Origin of the sequence: Mesorhizobium sp. M7A.F.Ca.CA.002.09.1.1 (genome assembly GCF_003998555.1) — a bacterium.
Taxonomy (GTDB): domain Bacteria; phylum Pseudomonadota; class Alphaproteobacteria; order Rhizobiales; family Rhizobiaceae; genus Mesorhizobium; species Mesorhizobium ciceri.
Genome location: NZ_RZRR01000422.1, coordinates 1 through 4,658, shown reverse-complemented (window position 1 = coordinate 4,658; position 4,658 = coordinate 1). Strand labels below are relative to the sequence as shown.

The following is a 4,658-nucleotide window of genomic DNA, read 5'->3' as shown; positions in this document are numbered from 1 at the left end:
CGTCACAGCTGTCGGAAAACGCATCAAGGCGTCGAAATACAAGACGTCTCCTCCCGTCAATCTTCTTTTGTAAATAGTATTTTCACATATGGGGTTGCGTTGCAAGCGTGAACAGGCGAAATTTTGGCTGCTCCCGCGCGCCAAAGCGCAGGCGGGTAGGGGAGGAAATCATGCGCGAGAATTGTCTGGTCTTTGTCGGCAGCCTGAACCGCGAGGCGCCGTATTTTCAGGGCGCTCGGGGCGTCGGCCTCAGCGTCTACAGCTTTGACGAGACGACGCTGGAAACACGAAAACTGGCCGAGACCAACGACGTCGACAATCCGACCTTCCTCTCGGTGACACCGGACGGCTCGCGGATCTACGCCAACTCGGAAGTGTTCACCTGGCGCGAGGGCACCGTCTCAGCTTACAGCTTCGATCGAGCTTCGGGGACGCTCATTTATCTGAACAAGCAACCGTCGCTCGGCAGCATAGCCGCCCACAACACCATCACCCGCGACGGGACAAAACTGCTGGTCGCCAATTACGGCATGGGCGAGGGCGGCCCGGATCGCGCGGTGGCTGTCTATGGCTTCGAAGAGAACGGCGCCTTGTCGGCGCCGCTCGCCAGCGTTTCGCATGAGGGCAGCGGCCCGAATGTGGCGCGGCAGGAACGCTCGCATGCGCACAGCGTCACCGAAACCATCGGCGGGGGAACAGCCATCGTCGCCGACCTCGGCATCGACCGGCTGGTGTCTTACCGGATCGAGCGCGAGGGCAATCTGGCCAAGCTAACCGAATCCGCTTTGCCATCCGGCGCCGGTCCACGCCACCTCGCACTGCATCCGAACGGACGCTTCGTCTTCGTCATGAACGAACTGGATTCGACCATCGTGTCGATGGCGCTGGACGAAGCCACCGGCAAGCTCTCGATCATCGACGCAAAGCCGGCGGTGCCGGCCGAGGCACGCGACAGCAACCACTGCGCCGATATCCAGATCTCACCGGATGGCCGTTTTGTCTACGGCTCCAACCGCGGCCATGACAGCGTCGTCATCATGGCGGTCGACCAGCAGACAGGGTCGCTCAGCCTCGTCAGCTATATCCCTTGCGGCGGCGCGACCCCGCGTAACCTGGCGCTGACGCCGTCAGGCGGCCATCTGTTTTCCGCCAACCAGAATGGCGACCGCATTTCGATCTTCGCCCGCGACGCCGACAGCGGCATACTGACCGACACCGGGCGCGCCATCGAGATCGGCACGCCGATGTGCGTCAAGATCGTGCGCTGAACGCCCACAAAAATCGCCCGAGGCTCAAGCCTGTTGTATTGCCGAGAGCTTCCAGTTCGATCCATTCTCACGCACGAAAGTCCACAGCTCGGTCGTCTCTGTCGGATGATCATCGTCGCCCGCGACGATTTTGCCGCTGGCCCGTTCGCGCGTCACGTCACGAGATTCGTAGCGCAAGGCGGCTGTGGCGTAGTCGCGCTCATCCTCGCGCCAGCTTTCCGCGATGTCGGCCTGCAGCAAGGTGATATCAGTCACCTCGTTCCTGAGACCTTTCTGGGCATTGTCGGCCAACTCTTCCGAAAGATAGGATACCATTTCGGGTGTAACCGCCCGGCGCAGAGCGGCATGGTCTTCGCGCCCGAATGCTTCCTGGACATCGGTCAGCAGCTGCTGGAATGCGTCGAGATCCGTCTGGGCCAGCGTGATCTCCTCGGAGGCGGCGGCCGGAGAGCCTCCACCTGAACCGCCGCTGAAACCGGGAATTGTGAAGGAGCCTGCAGTCTGCTGCCCTGCCGTTGAGCGGTTCTCAAATCGCGAAGCCTGGGCATTGCCGGCACCTGCGAGCGCCGGCGCGGGGCCGCGCGCGGATTGCGAGCGGAAGAACCTGATGGCCAGCATGATCGCGCCACCGATCAGCAAGGCCTGAAGCAGGAAACCGAACATGCCGGCCAGGCCGCCGAAGCCCTGACCCAAAAGCAGGCCGAACAGGCCGCCGAGCAACAGGCCGCGCATCATCGTTCCACCGAAACCGCTCATGAAGCCGGGCCTCTGCAGGCCGGCCTGCGGCTGCCGGGCCGCGTTGTTCACACCGGTGTTGGGCGTCATCGACCGCTCGACCGGAGCGGTCGGTGCTGGGGCCGTCCTGGTCGGCGGTGCCGATTGGAACGTACGCATGCCACGACTGCCGAAACTGCCGCCACGACGGGCCTCGGCATGGTCCATCGCAACCATGGAGAATGCAAGGAACAGTCCTGCAAAGAGGGCTGCAAATCGGCTGGTGCGGGAAATCATCGGAGATGAACCTTTGTCGATGTGGTTTCGGAAGTTTCAGCAAGTGCCGGCCTGGATGTCGGGCATCATGCGGTCAGTCGAACAACTCTTCGAAGAATGATTTCTTCCGCTTTGGATAGCGGTGACCGTGCGAGCGGGAATAATCGTCATCGCGGCTCTGGCCATGTTGTGGCTGGGAGAATGCTGCCGGCTGTGGCTGCGGCGCGGGCGCCGCTTCCCTGCCGGAACGCTCGATGATCTTGTCGAGTTCTCCTCGATCAAGCCAGACGCCGCGGCACTGCGGACAGTAGTCGATTTCGATACCCTGGCGTTCGCTCATCACGAGCGCGACGCGGCAGGAGGGGCAAACCATACCGAGGAGGGAAGTAGATGTCATACGGGGCTCCAAACCGAAAGGAATGAGCCCGCTTGACCGAAAGAATGGAAACGGGCCCGTTAAAGCGGTCCGACATCACAATCGCCAAAAGCGACAGTCAGAGGGGCCCGGCCCGCACCGAACAGTTAGGGATGCAAAGCCGCGGCTTCAAGGTCGATATTGCCCTGCAAGAATGATTTGTTCGCCAGCGTTGCTCAGGCAGTCACCACGATTCAAATCGTCACCACGATCTCAGATCGTCACTACGATCTTGCCGAACTGCTCGTTCGACTCCAGGTAGCGGTGCGCCTCGACGATTTGGTCGAACGCGAAGGTCCTGTCGATGATCGGCCTCAGCGTTCCGTGCTCCAGACCTTCGACGATAAACGCCTTGGCGGCCTCGAGTTTCACAGGGTTGCCGGTGATCTCGTGGACGAGGTAGCCGCGCAGTGTCAGCGTCTTGCTCAGCACCGCTGGCAGCGGGAATGGCGTCGGCTCGCGGCTGAGACCGCCATATTCGATGAGGATGCCGCCACGCGACATGGCCGCTGTGAGTGGCTCGAAGATCGGGCCGCCGATCGCATCGAACACGACGCGCACGCCTTCAGGCCCTGCGATCTCATTCAGCCGTGCCGCCAAATCCTCCTCGGCCAAGGTGACGACTTCAGCCGCGCCGGCATCGAGCAGGGCCTGCCTCTTCGCCGATGTCCGCGTCACCGCAATCGCTGTTGCACCGACCCTGTTGGCGATCTGGATTGCCGCAAGCCCGACGCTGCTCGAGGCTGCGGTGATCACCACGTGGTCTCCGCTGTGCAGCCCGGCGATATCGATCAGCGCGCCATAGGCGGTGAGATACTGCATCCAGACGGCCGCTGCCGTCTGCCAGTCGAGCGACGGCGGATGCTTGACGACAAGTCCGGCGGGGTAGGTGGCAAACTCGCCATAGGCCGGCCAGCGGATCATCGATTGCGGCGGGATGACACTGACGCTGTCGCCCGGCGCGAAATCCTTCACGCCGACACCAATAGCCTCGATGACGCCCGCTGCCTCGAGGCCAAGCCCCGAGGGGAGCGTCGGCGTCTCGATATAGGAAGCCGCGCGCAGCAGCGCTTCGGCGCGATTGAGGCCGAGTGCCTTGACCCGGATTTGAACTTCGCCCGAACCCGGTGGGGAAAGCGCGACATCCTCGATGCGCAGAACCTCGGGGCCACCATGCTGGTGAAAGCGAACTACGCGTGTCATTCGGATACTCCAAATCATCTGAACCGAATGAGCTATGCAGCCGGTCTTGCCAGGGATAAATGGCTGTAAGAGAAGAACAGTAGAAACCAGGAGTTCTGAATATGGATCGGCTTGAGAGCATGGCCGTGTTCGTCAAGGCGGTCGATCTCGGCTCGTTCGCGGCCGCGGCGGTCGCGCTTGATCTCTCCGGACCGATGGTCGGCAAGCATGTCCGGTTTCTTGAGGAGCGGCTGGGCGTGCGGCTGCTCAACCGGACCACGCGACGGCAGAGCCTGACCGACTTCGGCCGCGCTTACTATGAACGCTGTCGGGTGGTGCTCGCCGAGGCCGAAGCCGCCGATGCGCTCGCCGCCGAACAGTTTTCGGAGCCACGTGGAAAACTGCGGGTCACCATGCCGGCGCATTTCGGGCGCCATTGCGTGACCCCCGTGTTGCTGAAGCTGGCCCATCAATATCCGATGCTGGAACTCGACCTGTCGCTCACCGACCGCTTGGCGGATCTTGCCGAGGACGGCTACGATCTCGCAATCCGCACCGGCACTCTTGACGACAAGGTGGGGGTGATTGCGCGTCGCGTCGCGCGTCAGGGCATGGTCGTCTGCGCGGCACCCTCTTATCTCAGAATTCATGGCGAGCCGCAGCGGATCGAGGATCTCGCCGACCATCAGGCGATTGTCTACCGCCGGCTCGGCCAGGTCGTTCACCCGTGGTTGTTTGTGCGCGAGGGGCAACCCACGCTCGAGATCACGCCAACCGGACGGCTGCGGCTCGACGATCTCGAT

5 protein-coding genes are annotated in these 4,658 nt (G+C 62.4%); 2 read left to right on the top strand and 3 right to left on the bottom strand.

All coding sequences use genetic code 11. The annotated features are described in order from the left end of the window. Positions 1 to 170 precede the first annotated feature (170 nt). A complete protein-coding gene (locus EN994_RS18570) occupies positions 171 to 1,268 on the top strand; it encodes a lactonase family protein (RefSeq protein ID WP_063167548.1) in 1,098 nt (365 codons plus the stop codon). A 24-nt stretch (positions 1,269 to 1,292) separates the two neighbouring features. On the opposite strand, the gene EN994_RS18565 is transcribed toward EN994_RS18570, so the two are convergent. From EN994_RS18565 to EN994_RS18555, 3 genes are all read right to left on the bottom strand, one after another. Then, positions 1,293 to 2,279 (bottom strand): Tim44 domain-containing protein, encoded by a 987-nt coding sequence (locus EN994_RS18565; RefSeq protein ID WP_063167549.1) that lies wholly within the window; start codon positions 2,277 to 2,279, stop codon positions 1,293 to 1,295. 73 nt (positions 2,280 to 2,352) lie between these two features. Continuing rightward, positions 2,353 to 2,655: a zf-TFIIB domain-containing protein gene (locus EN994_RS18560; protein WP_024502504.1), complete on the bottom strand. Its 303-nt coding sequence runs from the start codon at positions 2,653 to 2,655 to the stop codon at positions 2,353 to 2,355. Positions 2,656 to 2,886: 231 nt separating this feature from the next. After that, positions 2,887 to 3,876 (bottom strand): zinc-dependent alcohol dehydrogenase family protein, encoded by a 990-nt coding sequence (locus tag EN994_RS18555; RefSeq protein WP_063167550.1) that lies wholly within the window; start codon positions 3,874 to 3,876, stop codon positions 2,887 to 2,889. Positions 3,877 to 3,977: 101 nt separating this feature from the next. Here EN994_RS18555 and EN994_RS18550 point away from each other — a divergent pair. Beyond that, a partial coding sequence (locus EN994_RS18550) for a LysR family transcriptional regulator (protein ID WP_164746002.1) occupies positions 3,978 to 4,658 on the top strand: 681 nt, incomplete at its 3' end.

What these genes read in the sequence shown, in the direction of transcription:
- EN994_RS18560 (WP_024502504.1), bottom strand. Translation starts at nt 2,655, where the DNA reads ATGACATCTACTTCCCTCCTCGGTATGGTTTGCCCCTCCTGCCGCGTC.
- EN994_RS18555 (WP_063167550.1), bottom strand. Translation starts at nt 3,876, where the DNA reads ATGACACGCGTAGTTCGCTTTCACCAGCATGGTGGCCCCGAGGTTCTG.
- EN994_RS18565 (WP_063167549.1), bottom strand. Translation starts at nt 2,279, where the DNA reads ATGATTTCCCGCACCAGCCGATTTGCAGCCCTCTTTGCAGGACTGTTC.
- EN994_RS18570 (WP_063167548.1), top strand. Translation starts at nt 171, where the DNA reads ATGCGCGAGAATTGTCTGGTCTTTGTCGGCAGCCTGAACCGCGAGGCG.